Origin of the sequence: Actinoplanes sp. NPDC051411 (assembly GCF_040682075.1) — a bacterium.
Taxonomy (GTDB): Bacteria; Actinomycetota; Actinomycetes; order Mycobacteriales; family Micromonosporaceae; genus Actinoplanes.
Genome location: NZ_JBFBAD010000001.1, coordinates 90,996 through 110,787 on the forward strand (window position 1 = coordinate 90,996; position 19,792 = coordinate 110,787).

General features: G+C 70.9%; 17 protein-coding genes. 10 read left to right on the plus strand and 7 right to left on the minus strand.

What is annotated here, in order from left to right; all coding sequences use genetic code 11:
• The first annotated feature begins 186 nt into the window (after positions 1-186).
• From AB0M88_RS00385 to AB0M88_RS00400, 4 genes are all read left to right on the plus strand, one after another.
• Complete coding sequence (locus AB0M88_RS00385) at positions 187-1,605, plus strand: aromatic amino acid lyase (protein ID WP_364093212.1); 1,419 nt, start codon at positions 187-189, stop codon at positions 1,603-1,605.
• A 193-nt stretch (positions 1,606-1,798) separates the two neighbouring features.
• Positions 1,799-3,319, plus strand: coding sequence for a putative Ig domain-containing protein (locus tag AB0M88_RS00390; RefSeq protein ID WP_364093214.1), 1,521 nt, complete (start codon positions 1,799-1,801; stop codon positions 3,317-3,319).
• Entirely contained in the window at positions 3,316-3,978 is a 663-nt protein-coding gene (locus AB0M88_RS00395) for a prepilin-type N-terminal cleavage/methylation domain-containing protein (RefSeq protein ID WP_364093217.1), read from the plus strand. The genes AB0M88_RS00390 and AB0M88_RS00395 overlap by 4 nt, the downstream gene beginning before the upstream one ends.
• On the plus strand, positions 3,975-5,594 hold the full coding sequence (locus tag AB0M88_RS00400; RefSeq protein ID WP_364093219.1) for a ricin-type beta-trefoil lectin domain protein: 1,620 nt from the start codon (positions 3,975-3,977) through the stop codon (positions 5,592-5,594). The genes AB0M88_RS00395 and AB0M88_RS00400 overlap by 4 nt, the downstream gene beginning before the upstream one ends.
• Before the next feature lie 2 nt (positions 5,595-5,596).
• Here AB0M88_RS00400 and AB0M88_RS00405 read toward each other — a convergent pair whose 3' ends face one another.
• Together AB0M88_RS00405 and AB0M88_RS00410 are read right to left on the minus strand one after the other, a co-directional pair.
• Complete coding sequence (locus tag AB0M88_RS00405; protein ID WP_364093221.1) at positions 5,597-7,144, minus strand: GGDEF domain-containing protein; 1,548 nt, start codon at positions 7,142-7,144, stop codon at positions 5,597-5,599.
• Positions 7,145-7,186: 42 nt separating this feature from the next.
• Entirely contained in the window at positions 7,187-9,874 is a 2,688-nt protein-coding gene (locus AB0M88_RS00410) for a TIM-barrel domain-containing protein (protein ID WP_364093223.1), read from the minus strand.
• A gap of 226 nt (positions 9,875-10,100) precedes the next feature.
• On the opposite strand from AB0M88_RS00410, the gene AB0M88_RS00415 reads away from it, so the two are divergent.
• A complete protein-coding gene (locus AB0M88_RS00415; protein WP_364093226.1) occupies positions 10,101-10,799 on the plus strand; it encodes a class I SAM-dependent methyltransferase in 699 nt (232 codons plus the stop codon).
• Positions 10,800-10,842: 43 nt separating this feature from the next.
• On the opposite strand, the gene AB0M88_RS00420 is transcribed toward AB0M88_RS00415, so the two are convergent.
• Positions 10,843-11,103, minus strand: coding sequence for a hypothetical protein (locus tag AB0M88_RS00420; protein WP_364093229.1), 261 nt, complete (start codon positions 11,101-11,103; stop codon positions 10,843-10,845).
• Between the two features lie 83 nt (positions 11,104-11,186).
• Between AB0M88_RS00420 and AB0M88_RS00425 the strand changes: the two genes are divergently transcribed.
• From AB0M88_RS00425 to AB0M88_RS00435, 3 genes are read left to right on the plus strand one after another with little or no spacing between them, the layout of a single operon-like run.
• On the plus strand, positions 11,187-12,278 hold the full coding sequence (locus AB0M88_RS00425) for a M20/M25/M40 family metallo-hydrolase (RefSeq protein WP_364093232.1): 1,092 nt from the start codon (positions 11,187-11,189) through the stop codon (positions 12,276-12,278).
• 21 nt (positions 12,279-12,299) lie between these two features.
• Positions 12,300-12,905 carry a response regulator transcription factor gene (locus AB0M88_RS00430; protein ID WP_364093235.1) on the plus strand — a complete coding sequence of 202 codons (606 nt, stop codon included), beginning with the start codon at positions 12,300-12,302 and terminating at the stop codon, positions 12,903-12,905.
• Between the two features lie 19 nt (positions 12,906-12,924).
• The gene (locus AB0M88_RS00435; protein ID WP_364093504.1) at positions 12,925-13,473 is read left to right on the plus strand and encodes a VanZ family protein; all 549 of its coding nucleotides are present in this window, start codon (positions 12,925-12,927) and stop codon (positions 13,471-13,473) included.
• Between the two features lie 101 nt (positions 13,474-13,574).
• Here the strand turns inward: AB0M88_RS00435 and AB0M88_RS00440 are convergent, their stop codons facing one another.
• Positions 13,575-14,348, minus strand: coding sequence for a hypothetical protein (locus tag AB0M88_RS00440; RefSeq protein ID WP_364093238.1), 774 nt, complete (start codon positions 14,346-14,348; stop codon positions 13,575-13,577).
• 65 nt (positions 14,349-14,413) lie between these two features.
• The gene (locus tag AB0M88_RS00445; protein ID WP_364093240.1) at positions 14,414-14,659 is read right to left on the minus strand and encodes a hypothetical protein; all 246 of its coding nucleotides are present in this window, start codon (positions 14,657-14,659) and stop codon (positions 14,414-14,416) included.
• Between the two features lie 161 nt (positions 14,660-14,820).
• On the opposite strand from AB0M88_RS00445, the gene AB0M88_RS00450 reads away from it, so the two are divergent.
• Both AB0M88_RS00450 and AB0M88_RS00455 read left to right on the plus strand, forming a co-directional pair.
• Positions 14,821-15,957, plus strand: a complete 1,137-nt coding sequence (locus AB0M88_RS00450; protein WP_364093243.1) for a serine hydrolase — start codon at positions 14,821-14,823, stop codon at positions 15,955-15,957.
• Between the two features lie 137 nt (positions 15,958-16,094).
• A complete protein-coding gene (locus tag AB0M88_RS00455; RefSeq protein WP_364093244.1) occupies positions 16,095-16,484 on the plus strand; it encodes a hypothetical protein in 390 nt (129 codons plus the stop codon).
• 78 nt (positions 16,485-16,562) lie between these two features.
• On the opposite strand, the gene AB0M88_RS00460 is transcribed toward AB0M88_RS00455, so the two are convergent.
• Together AB0M88_RS00460 and AB0M88_RS00465 are read right to left on the minus strand one after the other, a co-directional pair.
• A complete protein-coding gene (locus AB0M88_RS00460) occupies positions 16,563-18,467 on the minus strand; it encodes a carbohydrate-binding protein (RefSeq protein WP_364093247.1) in 1,905 nt (634 codons plus the stop codon).
• A 98-nt stretch (positions 18,468-18,565) separates the two neighbouring features.
• On the minus strand, positions 18,566-19,732 hold the full coding sequence (locus AB0M88_RS00465; protein ID WP_364093249.1) for an ROK family transcriptional regulator: 1,167 nt from the start codon (positions 19,730-19,732) through the stop codon (positions 18,566-18,568).
• Positions 19,733-19,792 lie beyond the last annotated feature (60 nt).

The window sequence follows — 19,792 nt, forward strand, 5'->3', positions numbered from 1 at the left end:
GGTTACGGCCCCCGGGCCAGAAACCGGCCGATCAGTGGCCACCACTCTGCTCGGTCAGAGCGGACGGAACAACAGGAATCCCTGATCATGGTGAGCCGCTCGAGGGTCATACCGGTGCAATAGACCACGAGCCGCCAGGGGGCGAGGGCCGGCGCGCTGTCCCGTCCCGCGACGTAGGGTTTCCGCATGATCATCCGACGGCCGGAGGATCTCGACCTCCGCGTGATCGACCGGGTCGCCCGGGGCGTGGACCGGATCTCGCTCGCCCCCGCACTGCTCGACGAACTCGGGTCGAGGCGGGCGGCGATGCTCGCCGCCCTGCGCGGCGACGAGCCGGTGTACGGCGTCAACACCGGGATGGGCGCGTTTTCGGGAGTACGCCTCGACGCCGAGGCGCAGGCCCAGCACCAGAACACACTGATGCTGGGGCGGGCCGTCGGCTCGGCGCCATGGTTACAGCGCGTGGACGCCCGTGCGGTTGTGGCGGCGCGCCTGCGTACGCTCATGCATCCCGCGGCAGGCGCCTCGCCGGACCTCTGCCTCAAGCTGGTCTCCCTCCTGGATCTCGATGTCGTGCCGGCCGTGCCGGCCCGTGGCTCCGGAGCCGCGGGCGAGATCATTCCGCTCGCCCACCTCGGCGCCGCCCTGATCGGCGCCGGCGAGTTCGTGGTCGCCTCGCCGGCCTTCGAACCGCGGCCGTTCGAGGCCAAGGAGGGCGTGGCCTTCCTCGAAGGCGTGCCCGGCCTGACCGGCATGGCCGCCGTGGCCTGCGGCGCGGCCCGGGCGCTGATCTCAGAGGTGGTGACCGTGTCGGGCCTGGAACAGGCGATCGTCGGGGCCAGCCTCGACCCGCTGCACCCTTCCCTGGGACGCGGCGACGACCAACTGGCCCGGGTGTCGGAGGCGCTACGGACCGCCCGCGGGGACGCACCGGCCCGCGGCCTGCAGGCACCGGTCTCGTTCCGGGTCACGGCCCCCGCCCTGGCGGTCGCCCTGCGGTCGGTCACCGCTCTCGAGGAGGCGGTCGGCCGGGCTCTGGACACGGTGACCGACTCCCCGGCATATCTCGAAGGCCGCTTCGTCGGAACCGCGGGCTTCGCGGGAACCGAACTGACCGCCGCCTGCGGCACCCTGACCACCGCGCTGGTCCACCTGGCCGAACTGGGCGCCACCCGTCTGCACCGGCTGCTCGACGACGCCCGCACCGGCCTGCCGCGCCAGCTCGCCGACACCCCGGGCCGCCACGCCGGCATGGCCACGGTGCACAAACGGGCGGTCGGGGTGGCCCACCGGATGCGGCGGTTCGCGGTGCCGGCGCTGGTCGGGTCGATGGAGACGTCGCTGGGGCAGGAGGACGTCCAGAGCTTCACCTTCGAGGCGGCGGAGTGCCTGCGGGAGGCCCTCGACGGGCTGCGCGAAGTGGTCGCCTGCGAGCTGCTGGCGGTCCATCAGGCCGGGTTGCTGGGGGCTGTGCTGCCTCCGGCCGGCCTGGTCGACGAGGCGGCCGGGCTGCTGCCGCCGGGCACCGTCGACCGGCCGTTCGGCCGCGACATCGACACCCTGACCGGGCTGCTCCGCGGCCGCCGGGATCAGGCGAGCGGCTGAGGAAGCCGGCCGGTCACTCCGGCGGGGCGGGGATCCTGCCGGCGGACGGCCAGGCTAGGGAAGACACCTGGGCAACGCCGGTTGATCGGGAATAGGTCGGTCATTTGCCCTAAAAGGGCCGCCCTTCCTGCCGAATGGGGCGGATGACAACCGGAAGAGGAGACGCACGATGCCGGCCCGCCATCGCCCCGGGATGACCGGGAGCCGTTTGCGCTCCGACGGCGGCTTCACGTTGCTCGAAGTCATGGTCGCGATGGCCGTCATCAGCACTGTCATGCTGTCTCTGGCCCCAGTGTTCGTGACCACCACGCGGGTCAACCACCAGCAGAGCGATCGGCAGGCGGCCATCCAGGCCGCCGATGACGCGATGGAGCGCGCCCGGGCCATTCAGGTGAGCGCGCTGCTCACCAACCGGGACCAGCAAAGCACCATCGACCAGGCTGTGGCCGCGCCGGCCGAGGTGCAGGAGTTGCTCGCCGGCGACAAGGACAACACGGCCGTCCTGAGCATCCCCGAGCAGGCCAAGCTGTACCTGGCGTGGGACGGCGCCGCCGCGCCGGGCGCCGGCACGACGGCCGCCCTGCCCACCACGTTCAATCCGCTCATGCTCAGCGGAGTCCAGTACAAGCAACAGTGGTTCATCGGCAAGTGCGGTCGCGCCACCCCCGCCGAGGACAACCTGCCGGAGGACCAGGTCCGGCCGTGCCAGGCCGGCCAGACGGGCAGCGGCTACACGCCGCTCTACCGCATCGTGGTGGCGATCGGCTGGACCGACCGGCTGTGCCCCGCCGGGTGCACGTACGTCACGACGTCGCTGATCAGCAGCACGACCGATGAACCGGTGTTCAGCATCCGCGACTCGATCCAGCGCGTGAAGATCACCTCGCTGTCCGGCCCGCAGACCAACGACATCTCCGTCCCGCTCAGCCTGCCGTTCACCGCCAGCGGTTCGGGCGTCTCCTGGAAGGCCACCGGCTTGCCGACCGGCCTGACCATCGACCCGGTCAGTGGCGTGATCAGCGGAACGCCGACCGCGGCCGCGGTCTTCAACGCCTGCCAGGTGACGGCGACGGACGCGAACGCCCAGGAGGACTACTACTCGTTCAGCTGGGTGATCAACAACCTGCCGACCATCGTGGCCCCGGGCAACATCAGCACCCCGGGCAGCGTGGCGTACTCGAAGACTTTCGTGGTCACCAAGACCACCGGCACCGCGCCTTACACCGGCACCGCGCCGTACACCTGGTCGTGGTCGGGCGTCCCGACCGTGACCTGGACAACCGGCACACCGGGCGGCCTGGCGATGGACCCGAACACGGGAATCGTCTCCGGCACGCCGAACGTGGCCGGCAGCACCACCGTCACGGTCAGCGTCACGGACAAGTTCGGCCTGGTCGGCAGCCGGGCCTTCACCTGGACCGTGGCGCCGCTGTCGGTGAACAGCTTCACCGTGCCCACCAACTCGAAGGTCGGTACCGCGATCACCCCGATCACGGTGACCGCCGCCGGTGGCATTCCGCCTTACCTGTCCTGGAGCGCCACCGGACTTCCCAACGGCCTCACCATCAACTCCGGCACCGGCACGATCAGCGGCACCCCGACCCTGGCCAGGAACCCCTTCACGAATGTGGTCATCAGCGTGACCGACTCGTCGGCCGATGCCGGGTCGCAGACCGCGAGCCGAGCCCCCTTCAGCTGGAAGGTGACGCCATGATGCGGCCGCTGTCGCGCCGGGCACCGGTCCGCGAGGACGCCGGCCTGACCCTCGTCGAGGTCATGGTCGCCATGGGCGTGATGTCGGTCGTCATGGTGATCGCCACCACTGCCATCACCCAGATCTACCAGTCGGTGAACGAATCGGAGAACAGCTCCGAGGCCCAGACGCAGGTCACCCGGGCCTTCGCCCGTCTCGACCAGGAGATCCGGTATGCCCGGGCGATCAGTACCCCGGCTGTGCTCAACGGCGACTACTACGTCGAATACCTGATAAGCGCCGACAACGTGGACACGTGCGTGGAGCTGCGCCTGCGGACGTCGACGAACGATCTGCAGCGCCGGCAGTGGACCAAGAGCGCGAGTGCGCTGACTCCGACCAGCTGGACCACGCTGGCGGCCGTGGTCACCTCCGGTGTGCCGTTCACGACGATTGCCGCGGACCGGGACACGCTGACCGGATTCCGCTTCCAGCGGCTGCGGCTCACCGTGAGCGCGGTGCTCGGCGGCGGTACCGGCAGCGCCTCCAGCACCAGCGGGGGTTCCACCCGTCAGACCGACGTCACCTTCACCGCGCTCAACGCCACCGCCGGCAAGAACCCCAACGGCAGCGATCCGAACGCCGCTACCTGCATTGAAGCCAGAGGAATTGCGTCATGAGACGACTCGACGACCGCGGATCCATGCCGCTCGCCCTCCTCGTGGTGACTATCGGTATGGGATTGAGCGCGACCCTGGCCGCCATGGTGATCACCCAGGTGCAGACCGGCGACTTCGACGCCCGGCGGGTGCAGGCGCTGCACGCCGCCCAGGCCGGCCTCGACGTCGGGTTGGCGGCCGTTCGCGGGGCGGTGGACTCAACCGGTGTGGGCGACACCGCGCTGCTCCCGTGCGGCCCACTCGAGGGCACGCTCGGCGACGGCACCACGCCGTCGTACCGCGTGACGATCAACTATTACGGCAAGGACCCGCAGGGCAAACCGTGGACCACGGACTCGCTGGGCAATCCCGTCCCGCCCGCCGACGGCGGAATCGACTGCGCGCATGCCCGGGTCAAGGACCCCGGCCCCGCCTTCGTCATGTTCGACTCGGTCGGGAGCGCGGCGAAGGGGGCGACGGCCGAGCGCGAACTGCGCGGCACCTACGTCGTGCACACCGACAACACCAACATCTCCGGTGGCCTCGTCCACGTCTCCGGCACCTCGAAGGACCTCTGCTTCGACGCGGGCTCCGCCGAGCCGGGCGCGGGGGCCCCGCTCACCGTTCAGCTGTGCAACGCCGGCGGCACGTCGCAGACCTGGGCGTACAACGAGAACCTCCAGTTCGTCCTGGTCGCCTCGCAGACTCCGGCGCGTCCGTTCGGCATGTGCCTGGACGCCGGCGGCTACCCGCGGGCGGACTACACCAAAGTTACGATTCCGGTGCTGCTGCAACCGTGCCAGAGCGAGACGCCGGCCCTGTATCGGCAGATGTGGAGCTTCAATGACAGCGCGCAACTGGTCGGCAGCAACGTCGGCGGTACCAACACCGACGGATACTGCTTCAACCTGCAGCAAGCCGACACGGCCGGCAGCGCCGTCATCCTCACCAAGACCTGCAACGCCTTCGCGGCGGACGCGAACGTCGGGGCCGGCCAGGCGGCGTCGCAGAAGCCCGGCAAATATGTCGGTCAGCTGATCAACTACAACCAGTTCGGCCGTTGTCTGGACGACACCGGCCAGAAGCAGAACGCCCCGTTCATGATCGCCTGGCCCTGCAAGCAGAACCCGAACCCGGCCCTGGTGCTCTGGAACCAGCGATACGTCCTGCCCGCGCTGCCCTCGGTCGCGGATCCCACCGTGGACCGCACCGACGCCAACCATGTCACCGGCACCATCGTCATGACGTGGCCCAACCCCGGCGCCCCGACCGCCACACCCCCCGTACCCGCCTCCAACGACGCGTACTGCCTGTCCAGCCCGCTGTCCGCCACGCTGTACCAGTACGTCACGACGAAACCCTGCGACGGCAGCAACGCCCAGCAGTGGACCATCTACGGCCACACCGAGCATTACGCGACGAGCTACACCATCGTCGACAGTACGGGCCTGTACTGCCTGCAGCCGCGTGACCCGACAACCACGACGCCCGACCTCTATCAGACCGTCAACCTGATCAGCAAGATCTACGTCGGCCGGTGCAGCGGTTCGACGCTGCAGAAGTGGAACGCCGACAAGAACGTGGTCGACGCGATGGCCCTGAAGGACGTCACCGAGACCCCCAAGAAGACCGATTAGCCTCAGGCGGCGCGGGCGGCCGTGCCGGAGGCGCACACCTCGACGCCGTCGCCGCCCGAGCGCTTCACCGCGTACATCGCGGCGTCGGCCCGGATCAGGGTGTCGCGCAGCTCCAGCGCCGGGCCGTCGGCCACGCCGATGCTCACCGTCGCCGGGCAGTCGGGCAGTTCGCGGACCGCGCGTACCATCCGGCGGGCGATCTCGGCGCCCGTCGCCGAGCCGACTCCCGGGAGCAGGGCGCCGAATTCGTCGCCGCCCAGCCGGGCGATCAGGTCTTCCTCGCGGGCCTGGGCGGCGAGCGCGGAGGCGATCGCGCGGAGTGCGTCGTCGCCGGCCGCGTGGCCCCGGGTGTCGTTGATCTGTTTGAACTTGTCGGTGTCGATGACCAGCACGGTGGCGCGGCCGCGGGCCTCCTCGACCGCCCGGTCGAAGGCGCGCCGGTTGGCGATGCCGGTCAGCGGGTCGAGGTCGGCCGCCCGGGCCACCTGCTCGTGCCGGGCCCGGAGCGCCTCCAGGTCGCGGATCGTCTCGGCCGCGTGCAGCGTCTGCTGGCGCTGCAGCCAGAGCGTGGCCGCGAGGGCGTCGCCGTAGGCGAGGGTGCTGCGGGCGTCCGGCGAGCCGGCCTTGGTCAGCAGTACGGCATAGGTGCGGTGGGTGCTGGCGGTGACCAGCCAGTCGGCTTCGGGCGGCAGCTCGGCGACCGCCTGCCGCATCACCGCGAGGGCCTCGTCGGAGTGGCCGGAGCGGGACAGGGCGACGCCGTAGAACGGGCGGCAGTAGGCGAGCAAGGCCGGGCTGATGCCGCGGTCCTGCAGGAGCGGCATCAGCCGGGAGATGGAGCGGGCGGCCCCGCCCGGGTCGTGCCGGTCGGCCCGCGCGCAGGCGGCGGCCAGCAGGGCCATGTCGCGCCACGTCGCGGCGTCGGCCCCGGAGGCCTCGTCGGCCGCCTGGAGGGCGTATTTCTCGGCCGTCGCCGTGTGGCTCTCGGCCGCCTCCACCTGACCGACCTGGTAGAGCTCGAGGGCCCAGCGCAGGTGCATCTCGGCCAGGTTGAACAGCCACATCGAGCAGTTGCCGTTCTGTTCCCGGTCGGCCGCGCTCATCGCGTGCGCGGCCCGGAACTGCGGCTCCACCAGCTCGTAGAGGCGTAGTTCGTACCAGCCGATGGCGATCGCGACGGCCGCGTTGACCGCGGCGACCGGGTCGGACCCGCCCGAGGTGAGCCGTTCCGCCGCCACGAGGTCGCGCAGCGAGGCGTCGATGTCGTAGCCCGCCGGGTCGGACGCGCCGAGCTTGAGCCGCTCGGCCGCCCGGGTGCCGAGCGCGCACGCCTGCCAGCCGCGGCTGCCCTCCCGGACGGCCGCGGCCAGCATCGGTTCGAGCGCGGCGAGCGAACCCGACGGGTCGGCCTCCGCGATGTAGGTGACGACGTTGACGAAATGGTGGGCCGCGCACGGATCCGCCGCCAGCAGATCAATGGCGACGGCCCGCACCTCGAGCGCGTCCCCGGCCTGGGCGCGCTCGAGCAGGTGCACCACCTGTCGCGACATGTCGCCTCCTATCGGCGGCACGCCGGTTTTCTGCAGGAGAATTCAGGAGCGCGTGAACACAGGCATCGTATCGAGTGTGGTGGTGACCTGGGCGGTGGTTCCGCCCGGATGGACCTCGCCGGTGAAATAGTCGGTCCAGGTGTTGCCGGGCGGGAACCAGACCGAGGTGGTGACCGCGCCCGTTCCGGGGGTGGTCACGGGCGCCACCAGGAAGTCCGGGCCGTAGAGATATTCGGCGCCGGCCAGGGCATATGCCTCCTGCTGGCTGGGGTACGCGAGATACAGCGGCCGCGCGATCGGGAGGCCGGTGGCGGTGGCCGTCTTCGCCGCCGCGTACGTGTAGGGCAGCAGCTTCTCCCGCAGGTTGAGGAACTTCTCGGCGCTCGCCTTGGCGGCCGGGCCGTACTGCCAGGGCAGCCGGTCGCTGTGGTTGGAGTGCAGCCGGTCGATCGGCTGGAAGGTGCCGAACTGCACCCACCGCGCGTACAGGTCGTCGGGGAGCTTGGTGCTGCCCGGCTCGGCGCCCGGCGACTGGTTGAGGCCCTGCGTGTGGCCGCCGATGTCGTGGCTGATCGCGGCCAGCCCGGTCGACGCGGACTCGCCGGGAGTGTAGCCGACCTCGTACTGCAGGGTCTCCCAGTCCGAGATCGCGTCGCCGGTGAAGTGCAGCGTGGTGCGCTTCTCGGCCCACGGCCCGGTCGGCACCGCGGTCGGGCCGCCGTAGCCGCCCGCCTGCAGCGAGCCGTAGCCGCGGGAGAACGCGAAGCCGTTGCGGTCGGCGTACTGCTGGTTGATCCACGAGTCGGGGGTGACGCCGGCCAGGGTCGACTTCGAGCTGTCGCAGCACCAGTCGAGCCACCAGAAGTCGACGCCGTCCTGCTCCATCTGCTGGTGCAGGTTCATGTACGCCTGGAGCTGGTCCGGGTCGCCCCAGTCGAAGGTGTAGCAGTCGGGGCCGGAGTTGCAGCCGGTCTTCGCCAGTTTCCCCTTGGCCGTCGACTGGGCTTCGGCGAATTTCGGATCACTGCCGAGGATGCTGGGGTGGATGTTCAGCGTGGCGTGCAGCCCCTGGGCGTGCAACCAGTCGAAGAACGCCTTGGGGTCGGGGAACTTGGCCGGGTCGATCTCCCAGCCGTTCCACTGGTCGGGCGTCTTGAAGTCGGTGTCGACCACCAGCACGTCGAGCGGCACGCCCTCGGACCTGAACCGCGACACGATCTGCTCGAACTGCGCCGCGGTGCGGTCGTAGTACTCGGAGTACCAGACGCCGTAGGTCCACTGTGGGAGCAGCTTGGTCGGGCCGGTCAGCGTGGACAGCTCCCGCAGCGCGCGGGTGTAGTTCTGGCCGTAGCCGAACACGTAGCCGTCCTGCTCGCTCTGCGGGCGCGGGGCCGTGGTGGCGAGGGCCGACGCACTGTCGTCGAGCAGCGTCCAGCCGTCGGCGTAGAGCAGGCCGGGCTGGGTGAGCGCGCTGCCGTCGACGCCGTCCAGGCCGCGCCGGTAGCCGCCGAGCGGGGCGTGCGGCGCGAGCAGCGGGGCGGCCGGCATCACGACGGCGACCGTGTCGATGTTGACGTTGCAGCTGGTGTCGGCCGGGCACTGCAGGGCGACGGTGTTGGTGCCGGCCGACAACGTGACCGGAACGCTGACCGTGCGCCAGTAGTCCCAGCCGCTGGTCGGCGCGAGCGTCGCGGTCACCGGCGCGCGGCTGCCCGCCTGCACGGTCACATCGCGCGACTGCACCGGGCCGCCGCCCGCTCTGCCGTTGGCGTACCGCAGTTGCAGGCGGTAGCTGCCGGGGGCGGGAACGCCGGTGACGGTCAGGGTGTCGGCGGCGCCCGCGTGTTCCAGGCCGGCGAGGAACGCCGTACCGGAGAAGCCGTTGTGGTCGGCGGCGGCCTTGGCCCCGCCGGCCAGGCTTCCGGTCTCCGCTTCGCAGAGACCGCCGAAGGCGCAGGGTTTCGGCGCCGGTTGCGCCGGTTTCGGGTACGCGTCGCCGGGCCGGACGACCGCCAGGCTGTCGATGTTGACGTTGCCGGAGTCGGTGGCCGTGCGCTGGATCGTGACCTCGTGCCGCCCGCTGGGCAGGCTGACCGGCAGCGTGGCCAGCGCCCAGGTGTCCCACGAGCCGCTGGGCGGCAGCGTGAGCTTCTGCCCGGCGCCGCCGTCGACGGTGACGGTCAGCGTGCGGGTCGTGTTCTGGCCGTCGCCGCCCTGTGCGTTGGCGTAGCGGACGTCGAGCTGGTAGCTCCCGGCGGCCGGGGCGGTGACGCCGAAGCTCAGCGCGTCGCCGGTCGACTGGAAGCCGGCCGCGAAGCCGCCCCCGGTGTACCCACTGTGGTCGGTGGCGACCGACGGTCCGCGCAGGGCCATGCTCTCGGCCTCGCACAGCGTGCCGAAGGCGCAGTCGGGAGTGCCGTGGCCGGCCCACGGCGCCGCGTCGACGGTCTGCGACCCGCTTCGCAGCTGGACGGTGAGGTTGTCGGCGGTGAACGGGCCGGAGCCGGTCTTGTAGCGGAGGGTGACCGAGCCGGTATCGATGGTCAGCCAGCCGCCGGCCGTGGTGCTGGTGAACTTCGGCGGGCTGAACGCCGAGCGCCCGATCACGTTGAAGGTGCTCGCGTCGAGAAAGTGACCGTCCGGCGAGTATTCGGTCCGGATCAGTGTGGGGGAGAGCACCTCGAAGCGAGCGTTTCCAGCGACGACATCGAATCGTCGGGCCGCGTTCACCGGCGCGTTGCTAACTATGACGAGGCTGCATGCGATCAAAAGGGCTGCAAGGCCGGCGGTGAGTCGTCGTCGGGGCAACGTCGTCTCCTCTCCAGTTGTGTATGACAACGCTGTCACCGAGAAAAGAAGATTGTCAATGAGTGGTTCTCGGGAGTGCCCGTTTCCGCCCCTTGAAGTCGATCTTCGCGCTACTCTCCGTCACGACACAGCGAACGGAGATTGAGTAGTGGAGTCGACCCTGCTCCGGCAGATGACCGACCTCGAAGAGGGCCACTGGTGGTTCCGCGAGAAGCGCGCCATCCTCGCCCGCGAACTGCGCCGGCTGGACACCCCCGGCCGGGCGCTCGACATCGGCGCGGCCGGCGGCGGCAACACCACGGTGCTCAAGGAGTTCGGCTGGACCCCGGTCGCGGCCGACTTCTCCGAGACCGCGGTCGAGATCGCCAAGAGCCGCGGCTTCGACGCCGTCCAGGCCGACATCCGCGACCTCCCCTGGGAAGACGGCGAGTTCGACCTGCTCACCGCGTTCGAGGTGCTCGAGCACGTGGACGACGACGCCAAGGCGGCCGCCGAGTGCTTCCGGGTGCTCAAGCCCGGCGCCACCGCGATCTTCACCGTGCCGGCCGACATGAAGCTCTGGTCGACCCACGACACGGCGTGCGACCACTTCCGCCGTTACGACCGCGAGGGCTTCCAGTCGCTGCTCGAGGGCGCCGGCTTCGTCGTCGAGACGCTGTGGAGCTGGAACGTGCTGCTCCGCCCGATCGCGGCCTGGCACCGCAAGCGCTCCGAGGGCAGCGACATCGACGAGCGGCCGCCGGCCCTGGTCAACGCGGCCCTGTCGACGATCGTCAAGGCGGAGCGTTACCTGCCGGTCAAGAAGATGCCCGGCGTGTCGCTGATCGCCCGCGTGCACCGGAACTGACCCTGGGCGTCGGGCCCGGAACGGCCTCGGCCGGCGGGACGGCTCACCCGCGTACGTGGGGAGCCGCCGCCGGACCGGCGGCCCGGCGCCATTCCCGGTCCCAGCCGTCACAGGCGTCGTCCGCCGCCTCGGCCAGCTCGTCCAGCAGATCGGGCCCTCGCTGGCCGACATCGATCGTGCCGCCGATCAGCCCGAGCATCGCCGCGCAGTCCCGGCCGAAGCCCTTCACCATGCGGTCGGCCCGGGTGAGATGCCCGCAGCGGGCGCAGCGCTTGAGCGGCCGGGCCGGCGAATCGGGAAACATGATCCCAGTTTGCCGCCGCCGGCCCCGCTTTTGATGTTTCCGCGCCGTCGGCGGTCCGGCTCGGCCGGGCCTACGCTCGGCGGGTGGTGGAGTACGCGGTCTCCGAGGCCCTGCTGCGGCTGCTGGCGGTCAGATCGACCGCGGACCGGCCGGGCGACCTGCTCGGCGCGCTCGAACTGGTGCTCGGCGTCGTCGGCCCGGGATTCACCGTGGAACGGTTCGAGTCGGGCGGCAAACCCTCGGCACTGGTCTATGCCGGGCGTCAGCGGCCACATTTCCGGGTGCTGTTCAACGGCCACCTCGATGTTGTGCCGGGCTCCGGCGAGCAGTTCCGGCCCCGGCGGGCCGGGCCTTTGCTGTACGGGCGGGGCACGCACGACATGAAAGCCGCCGCGCTGATCCTGGCCGAGGTGTTCCGCGACACCGCCCGGGACCTGCCCTTTCCCCTCGGGCTGCAGCTGGTCACCGACGAGGAGGTCGGCGGGTACGACGGCACGGCCCATCAGGTCGAGCAGGGGGTGAAGGCCGACTTCGTGGTGATCGGCGAGCAGAGCGGGCTCCGGGTGGTCGCCGAGTCCAAGGGGATCGCCCAGGTCCGGCTGGTCGCGGACGGGGTCGCGGCCCACGCGGCGTACCCGTGGCTGGGACGCAACGCGCTGGTGGTGCTCCACGCCGGAGTCGCCGCCGTGCTCGGCCGTTATCCGGCGCCGGAGGCGGAGGAGTGGCGCACGACGGTGAACCTGGCCCGGATCGAGACCGGCAACCGGGCGGTCAACCAGGTGCCGGCCGACGCCACCGCGTGGCTCGACGTGCGGTTCCCGCCGTCCGACCGGTCGTTCGCCGGCCGCCCGGCCGACGAGATCGCGGCCTATCTGAGCGGACTGACCGGTCTGGAGGTCGTCGTGGACAGCCTCGGGGCGCCGCATTCCGCCGACCCCTCGTCGGCCGATGTCGCGCGGCTCCAGGCGTCAGCGGCCGCGGCCGGCTTCTCCGGGGCGCTGCTGCGGAAGCACGGGGCGGCGGACGGCCGGTTCTATTCGGCGCGGGGAATCGACGCGGTGATCTTCGGGCCGGGCGGGGCCGGGCAGCACGGGCCGGACGAGCACCTGGACCTGCGGACGCTCGAGCCGTATCGAGCGGCGTTGATCGATTTCCTGCGGCGGGTAGCCTCTTGACGGTAAAGGGGGCGGGGTGCCGTGATCCGGGTTCTGATCGCCCGCAACAGCGGATACTTCGGCGTCGAGGTGCGGGTGCTGCTCAGCGCGCAGACCGACGTCGAGATCGTCGGCACGCTGCCGTTCGACAGCGCCCTGGCGTCGGCGGCGGAGCCGATGGCGCCCGACGTGATCGTGGTCGACACCGAACTCATGGTCGGACAGGTGCTGCCGGTCGCGGCCGAGGTGCGGGCCCGCATCCCGTCGTGCGCGGTGCTGGTGCTGTGCGACCCGGCCAAGCCGGGCATGCTGCCGCCCCGCCGCCGGGGCCGGCAGGTGAGCTTCCTGCTCAAGGAGGCGTCCCCGGCCTACCTCGCCGACTCGATCCGGCGCCTGGCGGCCGGGGAACGCATCGTCCACCCGCGCCTGCAGATGGCGTCGCTGGCCACCCAGCGCGACCTGAGCACGCGCGAGCTGGAGGTCCTCGCCCTGGCCGCCGAGGGCGACTCGGTCAGCGACATCGCCCGCCGGCTGTCCCTGTCCGGCGGCACGGTCCGCAACTACCTCTCCGCCGTGATCACCAAGACCGGCGCCCGCAACCGCATCGACGCGATCCGCATAGTCCGCCGGGACGGCTGGCTCCACTGACCGTTACGCTGGTTCGTTGATGCCGCAGCTGGAACTCCCGACCGTCCTCGGCCCCGGCTGGGCGCTGCTGGTCCTGATCGCCTACCCGTTCACCCTCCTCGCGATGCGGCGGCGGGACCTCCGCCGGGTGGCCCTGACCGGCGCGCTGTACCTCTACACCACGGCGGTGATCGCCGTGACGATGTTCCCGATCCGCGTGGTCCCGTCGTCGTGGCGCGCCGGTGAGCACTGGTGGGACGTGCTGCGGCTGATCCCGTTCGTGGTGCCGCCGGTCGGGTTCGCGCTGAACATCGTCATGTTCATGCCGCTGGGTGTCCTGCTGCCGCTGCTGTGGCCGCGCACGGGGACGGTTCGGCGGATCTTCTGGTGGTCGCTGGCCGCCAGCGCGACGATCGAGTTCAGCCAGCTGGCGATGTGGGTGGTGCTGGGCAACCGCCGCATGTGGGACGTCAACGACCTGTATTCCAATTCGGTTGGCGCGGTCTTCGGCTTCCTGCTGTTCCGCGCCTTCTTACCCGCTGCTGCCGCCGCCGAGCCCGCCTCGGCGGCGAAGTCAGAGGCCGCCTGAGCGGCCCGGTTCGTCCGGGCCCTCGGCGGGTGGCGGCTCAGTCGTCGTCGGTTCGGCCGGGGGCGCTGAGGTCGAGCTGGTGGAGGGCGGGCCGGCTGGGCTCAGGTCGGTGTCGGGCCGTCGGGTGGCGCGTTCGGGGAGGGTGGCGGGTTCAGGGAGGGCGGCGGGTTCGGGGAGGTCGCCCAGTCCGGCGGCTCGGGCAGGGCGGCCGCGCCCCGGTAGGCGGTTACCGAGCGGGGCCCGTGCTGGGCCCGCCAGATGCGCAGGTGGCCCTCGATCTCGGCCGGGTCGTCGAAGGTCGGGCGGGCGACGTGCGGGCGGCCGACGTGCGGGCGGCCGACGTGCGGGCGGCGCAGTGTGAGCAGGGCGGCCACCGCGCCGGCCAGCAGACCGGCCGAGGTGCCGATCACCAGCTCGCACCACGGGGAGGACGACGACGGGTGGGCCGGGACGGTCGCGGGGGCCAGGACGGTCAGGCCGACGTGGAGGGCCGGTTCACGGTCGGCGCCGTAGGCGGCCAGGGCCCGGGCGGCCGCGTTGGCCACGGTCGCGGAGCGGGCGGCCGAGCTCGAACGGGCGGTCACCTCGATGACCGGCGAGGCCGGGGACGCCGAGGCGGTCACCTCGTCGAGTCCGCTGGGGTCGGCGCCCAGCAGGACCGCGGCCTGGGCGAGGACGGGGCCGCTCGTGGCCACCCGGCCGTACACCGGGGCGTAGGCCACGGCCGCGTCGCCGGTGGTGACCACGTAGGCCCGCGCGGTGTATTCGGGCGGGGCCTGCACGCCGTACGCCAGACCGGCGGAGCCGCCGATCAGCGTGAGCGAAAGCACCAGCCCGAACCGGCCGATGGGCCGGCGGAGCAGCGGCGGGGACATGCCGGAAATCGTGGCAGCCGCCCGGGTGACACCGAAAGTCGCAAATGTCACCGAGAACGTGAGGGTTATTCGAATAGGTCGTGCAGGCGCGGCGGGGGAGGCGGGCTGTGGCGCCCCCGGTTGGGCGGCGGCGCCGAGGCCGACGCGGGCGACGGCCGGGCGGTGGCGAGCAGGGCGTGCACGTGGGCCCGCGCGACCAGGCGGTCGGCCTGCTGCTCGGAGGCGACCTTCGACGCTTCGGAGAGCAGCCGCTCGGCCTCGGTGTAGTGCTCGCTGGGTGTCATCGAGGCGCCTCCGCGGATCGCGATCAAGACTTCATGATCCCAGTCAACTCCGCCGGGCGGAGATCGTCCACCGTGGGTCCCCCGGTCGGAAAGCGTGATCGACCGAAAAAGAAAAAACGCATCTGAACTATCGAGAATCACGCTCCGTACCCGTGTGTAAGCGGAACGAGAGGCACGGGGGAACGGACATGACGACGAACTGGTGGGAGCGGCAAGGCGACCTGATCATGCGCAGGCCGTTCAACGAGTGGACCTTCACCCACATGAACTGGGTGCTGCCGACCGAGCGGATCGCCAAGGGGCAGCCCAACCCGTTCCCCGAGGAGCCCGCTGACCTGGGCCTGCTGACCTACGGCGACGGCTACAACCTCGACGACCTGCACCGGCGCACCAACACGACCGCCTTCGTGGTGCTGCGGGACGGCATGCTCGTGCATGAGGCGTACCCGGGAGCCTTCGCCCGCCCGGGCGCCCGCATGCAGCTGTTCTCGGTGTCGAAGTCGGTTTTGTCGATCATGGTGGGCATCGCGCTCGCCGAAAAGCTGATCGCCGGGGTCGATGACCCGGTGAGCGCCTACCGGCCCGACTTCCGGGGCACCGCCTATCAGGACGTCACGGTCGCCCAGCTGCTCGACATGACCAGCGGGGTCGGTGACCTCGAGGTCTGGGACGTCGAGGACAGCGGCATCAAGCGCTTCGAGCGGGCGGTCGCGGGCGGCGGCGACGTCGTGGAGATCGTGAAAAGCGCGCGGAGAAGCGCGACCAAAGGGGAGCGCTTCAACTATTCGACCTTCGACAGCCAGGTTCTCGGCTGGGTTCTCGAGGCGGCGACCGGCGAGACGCTCGCCCGCTACGCGAGCCGCAAGCTGTGGCGGAGGATCGGGGCCGAGCGCGACGCCTACTACTGGCTGACCCGGCGCAGGCCGCGGACCGCGATCGGCGCGGGGTCGCTCAACGCGACCGCGCGCGATCTGGCCCGCCTCGGCCAGGTGATGGCGGACGACGGCCTGGCGGCGGGTGAGCGGGTGGTTCCGGCCGATTGGGTACGCCGGAGCCGGGTCCCGCGTCACGGCGTGGGCACGCTGGGCCCGAGCGGATATCCGCACTACGGGTACGCCAACCACTGGTGGACCCTGGATGACGGCGCTTTCACCGGCGTGGGCGTTCACGGGCAGTATCTCTACGTCGACCCGGCCGCCCGCGTCGTGATCGTCAAGTGCAGCGCCTGGCCCACGCAGGACGACCCGGCCCGCGACAAAGAGACCATCAGTGCCCTGAAAGCGGTCGCGGCACACCTGTCTGCCGGCCGGTTGATCAGGACTTAGCCGAAAGTATTACCGCGAAAAGGGGGTTGGCGCCCCGATCAGGCGACGGTTTTCGAGATCTGGCGGAAACCGTCGCGACAACCTGGTCTCCTCAATCTCAGCAAGACCGAAATTTCGGAAATTTGAGGAGAAATCTGATGAACCGCATCACGCGTCTACTTGCCATCGCCGGCATGGGTCTCGGTGCCGCCGTCGCGCTCGCCGGCCCGGCCCAGGCGTCCACCGCCGGGGCCTCGCACCAGGCGTCGGCGTCGGTCAAGGCGCACTGGGGCGACGACCGGGTCGTGAGCTACTTCGACAGCCCGCGCATCTGCAACACCGTCGGCCGGATCGGCGAGGCCCAGGGCCGCTGGGACGACTACAACTGCTTCTACGCCGGCGACGGCGACTGGGCGCTCTCGGTGTCCGAGAACAACTGGGACAGCTGGAACCGTCCGTTCATGGTCAGCGGCCACCACTTCGACGGCCGCTGGAACAACTTCCGCGGCTTCGATCACCGCGGGCACCGGGGCCACCGGGGTCACTGAAGTCAGCTGAAGTCAGCTGAATAGATGAAGCGGGTCACGCCCTCCCCAGAGCGTGACCCGCTTCCTATGTGGAAAGACCTATCGGGGCGACGTCGGCACCTGGATCGCGTCGACGTCCGGGGAGTAGACGGCCGAACTGCTGTCGATCTCGACCGTGTTGATTCCGGCGTTCAGATGGAGCGGCACGGTCGCGGTGGCCGGCCGGTCCCAGGCGCCGCTCGACACGAAGCCCAGCGTCACCGGCGACTGCCCGTTCGCGGAGACCGTCGCCGAGCGCGGGTCGCCACTGACGTACCGGATGTCGACCTGGTAGGTGCCGGTGCGGCTCACCTTGACGTTCTTGAACTGCAGCGCCCCGCCGTTGTACAGGTTGCCGACCTTCTTGCCGCCCGAGCAGTTCGCGCAGTCGGCCACTCCGGCGCCGTTGACCGCCGCGTTGGCCGGGCTCTCCGCCTCGTACGCCGTCACGCCCGGGCCGCTGTGCCGGGCCGGGGTGACCTTGTAGAGCATCGTGCCGTGGGCCGGGACGGTCGCCGAGATGCCGCCGTCGGCCGAGCCGAGGTCGCGCTGCGCCCACACGTCGCGGACGCCGGCGCGGCCGCTGAACCCGAGGCTGGTCCAATTGGCCGACACCTGGGCCGGGAACGAGCCCATGTTGAACAGCGCCACCGTGTAGGAACCGTCCTTATTGGGCGCTCCCCAGACCTGCGCGGTGCCGTTCGGGGTCACCGGTCGTGCGGCGACGCCCTGCTGGTCGATGGCGATGACCTCACGATTCGTGAGGAGAGACCGCCCGTACGCGTCGAGCTGCGAGATGTCGTCACCGGTGTAGAGCGGCGCCGCCGAGATCGCCCACAGGGTCATGTACGCCCGTCGCTCGTCGGGGGTGAGACCGTCGACCTCGCCGTTGCCGACGTCGAGCGAGTCGAGGTCGTTCCAGCCGCCGGGACCGGCCCACGGCTGCCACGCCGGCACGTCGTCCCACCGGATCTTGACCGAGTTGTTCCAGGTCACCAGCGTGTTGCAGTAACACTCCACGTCGGTGTCGATGCGCCAGCCGTTGGAGTTGGCCTTCCAGTCGGCGGCGTAGCCACGGTCGAGCGACCACGAGATCAGGAACCGGATCGGACGGCCGGTCTTGGCGATCGCGGCCTTCCACGCCTGCACGTCGGCGACGTTGTTGTAGTTGTCGCCGCTCTTGAACGAGCCCGGGCCGACGCCGTCCAGCTTGAGGAAGTCGAAGCCCCAGGACGCGATCAGCGCCGCCTGCGAGTCGATGTACTTCTGCGCGCACGGCTTGCTGAAGTCGATCTTGTAGCCGATGTCCCAGCCGTTGGTCGTCCGCAGGTCGGGGTAGACGATGTCGCCGGTGGTGCAGCCGGGCGCGTCGGCGATCGGCGTCCTGCCGTCGTTGTAGGCCGGGATGTCGAGGCCGACCGCGAGGTAGATGCCGGCCTTGAGGCCCTTGCTGTGGATGTAGTCGGCGACCGGCTTCATCCCGTCCGGGAAGCGCTGCGGCGACGCGATCTCGCGGCCGTTCCCGTCGAAGTGCAGCGCGTCCCAGCCGCCGCCGGTGATGTCACGCGACCAGCCGGCGTCGATGTTGATGTACTGGTAGCCGTACGGCTTGAGGTTCTCGGCGACCGCGTCGACCTGCTTGAGCAGGTTGTCCTGGGTGAGCCAGCTGCCGCCGCCGTCGGGGTTGAGACCGGGCCGGGTGGAGGACTCCATGCTCCAGCTCGACCAGCCCATCAGCGGCGTGTCGGCGACGCCGGCCGAGGCCTGCTGGGCGGCCTGCGCCATCGCGCTGGACCGTTGGGCGGCGGACGGGTCCTTGGTGACCCGGCCGGGGTCGGTCGCGGTGCTCGACGGGGTCGGTTTGGGGAACGGCTTGCCGGTCGGGGCCGCGTTGGCCGGGGTGGCGCCGAGGGTGAGCGCCAGCCCTGAGCCGAGCACGGCCAGAGCGATGCGAGCGGGTCTCACTGCTGAACCTCCAGGTGAGCAGGGGGTGTCGCCCGTCCACAGGCGGGCCGCCGGGGGGCGACGGCCCGACTGTGGACGAACTTCAGAGGGAGGAAGGCTTAGGGGAGCGGAACGATTCGTGACTGGATGCTGACGGCGGCGGCCCCGCGCGCCCACTCCTCGAACGGCAGGGGCCGGATGGAGAGCGGGCAGTCCGCGGCCGCCCCGAAGGCCTGCCGCTCGAAGCCCGCCCGGATGGACGTCTCGAAAAGGTCGTAGGCGGCCAGCCCTTCGCCGGACACGACGATCCGGCTGGGGCCGACCAGGTTGGCGACCGCCGCGATGCCGAGCCCGATGGCCTCGCCGGCCCGGGCGAACACCGCGGAGACCCCGGGATCCCCGCCCCGGGCCAGGGCGACCGCCTCATCGAGGGACAGGGAAGGCCGGGCGGTGACCGTGCGGGCCTGGGCGACCAGCGGCTCGGTGCCGGCGATCGCCTCGACGCAGCCCCGCCCGCCGCAGTAGCAGAACGGCCCGGCCGCGTCGACGCTGAGATGACCGATCTCGCCCGCCACCCCGTGGCCGCCGGCGACCAGCCGCCCGTTGACGACGAGCCCGCAGCCGATCCCGGATCCGACCGTGACCAGGGCGAACGAGTCCGCCCCGGCCCCCTCGCCGAACCAGTGCTCGGCCGTGGTGAGCGCCTTGACGTCGTTCTCCACGGTCGCCACCAGGCCGGTGGCGTCCGTGACGAGTTTGGCCAGGGACACGTTGTGCCAGCGCAGGAAGGGTGAGTAGCGGACCAGCCCGGACTGGCGGTCGACGTCCCCGGAGACCGCGAGGCCGATCCGGCCGGTGCGCTCGCGGTAGACGGGATCGTCCAGCAGACCCGAGACCAGCGCCGCGATCGACGCGATCACGTCGTCGACCTCGGCGCTGGCCAGGCGATGGTGGGCGACCGCCCGCACCTGGGCGGACAGGTCGCACACCACACCGATGAGCTCGTCGCCGGTCAGCTTGACACCGACGAAGAACTCCCGGTCCGGGCAGACCGACAGGGGGGCCGCCGGGCGGCCGGCGCCGGGGCCGGTGCGCTCGGTGGCGGCGTGCTCGGTCAGGTAGCCGGCGTCGATCAGGGGCCGCGCCGCCTTGGTGACCGCGGCCGACGAGAGCCCGAGCTTGCGGGCGAGGCTCACCCGGCTCTGCGGGCCCTCGATGACCAGCGCGGTCAGGATGGCCGCGGCGGCCGGGGACGCGGCGAGAACGGCGTCGTCTACCGGAGACATGTCCGAAAGCTAGGACGAATAATTAACTTCGTCAAGTATTGATTTCTGAGAATCCGCGGC

Excerpts from the sequence above, each read along its gene's own strand:
- AB0M88_RS00385 (WP_364093212.1), top strand. The coding sequence starts at position 187 with ATGATCATCCGACGGCCGGAGGATCTCGACCTCCGCGTGATCGACCGG.
- AB0M88_RS00390 (WP_364093214.1), top strand. The coding sequence starts at position 1,799 with ATGACCGGGAGCCGTTTGCGCTCCGACGGCGGCTTCACGTTGCTCGAA.
- AB0M88_RS00395 (WP_364093217.1), top strand. The coding sequence starts at position 3,316 with ATGATGCGGCCGCTGTCGCGCCGGGCACCGGTCCGCGAGGACGCCGGC.
- AB0M88_RS00400 (WP_364093219.1), top strand. The coding sequence starts at position 3,975 with ATGAGACGACTCGACGACCGCGGATCCATGCCGCTCGCCCTCCTCGTG.
- AB0M88_RS00405 (WP_364093221.1), bottom strand. The coding sequence starts at position 7,144 with ATGTCGCGACAGGTGGTGCACCTGCTCGAGCGCGCCCAGGCCGGGGAC.
- AB0M88_RS00420 (WP_364093229.1), bottom strand. The coding sequence starts at position 11,103 with ATGTTTCCCGATTCGCCGGCCCGGCCGCTCAAGCGCTGCGCCCGCTGC.
- AB0M88_RS00435 (WP_364093504.1), top strand. The coding sequence starts at position 12,925 with ATGCCGCAGCTGGAACTCCCGACCGTCCTCGGCCCCGGCTGGGCGCTG.
- AB0M88_RS00440 (WP_364093238.1), bottom strand. The coding sequence starts at position 14,348 with ATGTCCCCGCCGCTGCTCCGCCGGCCCATCGGCCGGTTCGGGCTGGTG.
- AB0M88_RS00450 (WP_364093243.1), top strand. The coding sequence starts at position 14,821 with ATGACGACGAACTGGTGGGAGCGGCAAGGCGACCTGATCATGCGCAGG.
- AB0M88_RS00455 (WP_364093244.1), top strand. The coding sequence starts at position 16,095 with ATGAACCGCATCACGCGTCTACTTGCCATCGCCGGCATGGGTCTCGGT.
- AB0M88_RS00465 (WP_364093249.1), bottom strand. The coding sequence starts at position 19,732 with ATGTCTCCGGTAGACGACGCCGTTCTCGCCGCGTCCCCGGCCGCCGCG.